Raw genomic sequence first — 1,057 nt, forward strand, 5'->3', positions numbered from 1 at the left:
CAGATAACTGTCGGCAGTGGCCCCCCGGCCCAAATGGCGAACGATCTGGTGCTGGTCATCGATTTGCTCACCTTCCTCGTAGATGTGTTCTTCGGAATGGCTTTTCCGTTTTGCGGTCTCCCGTCGCTGCCGTTCCTGCTCGATCCGCGCCAGTACCTCGCGGGCCGATGGACGCTTCTTAGCGTCTTCCTGCAAACAGTCACTGAAAAGTCGCTGGAGGAACTTGGCATCGTCCTCAGGGATGTCGGTGCGCTGCGAGGTTAATGGAGGAAACGCTGGCACGTCTTTGGTCACATCCGGCTCAAAGCCCGTGACCCAGAAAAAAAGCGACGCTGCCAGGCTGTAAACGTCGCTCGTCGGTTCCGCCAACTCCAGTGCCAATTTGCATTCCGGCGCGCGATACTGGCAATCGGGATCGAGCTTCATCTCCTCAGCTTTGCTGGCTATCGTCTCTTGGTGTTGAATGCGGGCGATCACAAAATCCGTAAAAATCACCCACGGGCTATGGTCACGTTCCTCGACAACAATACGATCCGGGGAAAGCGCGCGATGGACCACCCCCTCCTGATGAACGTTGGCCAGAGAGCGGAATGCTGATTCAACCACTGGCAAAATTTCTTTGGCCGTTGGCACAGCGGCGGACCGGTGCGACCGCAGTGAGTCACCCTCGACCGGACAGATTGGGATCACCCAAAAGGTCCCGTCCTCCCAGGAGAAGTAATGCTCGACGCGAGGTGCCACTGCTTTTTCGCCCAGCCGCTTAAGTACCTCATATTCACGCAGAAGGGTTCGTTCGAGTTGCAAGAACTTGTCCACATCCCCCGTTTCCGGCCGGCGGACGAGCTTCAATAGACGCTCACTCCCATCCGCATGCCGCGCTCGCAGGGTACGAACGGGCCCCCTTTCATCGAGCATCTCAAGGACCTCATAATCGCCGATTCGCTTCGGAACGCGCGGCCTGTTTGGCAACTCTGTAAGACACCGGATAATCTCCCCATGAAAAGCTTTGACGGAGGTGGGGCCAGCCTGCTGCTCATCCGCCTGACGCAGCCGCTCT

Annotated in this window: 1 protein-coding gene; it reads right to left on the reverse strand. The window is 57.7% G+C overall.

The annotated features are described in order from the left end of the window. Positions 1–915 (reverse strand): protein kinase (locus tag H5U08_RS19640; protein WP_297037122.1); only part of this gene is annotated, 915 nt, incomplete at its 3' end. Between the last annotated feature and the right edge of the window lie 142 nt (positions 916–1,057).

The organism is Thermogutta sp., assembly GCF_014359955.1.
Classification (GTDB): Bacteria; Planctomycetota; Planctomycetia; order Pirellulales; family Thermoguttaceae; genus Thermogutta.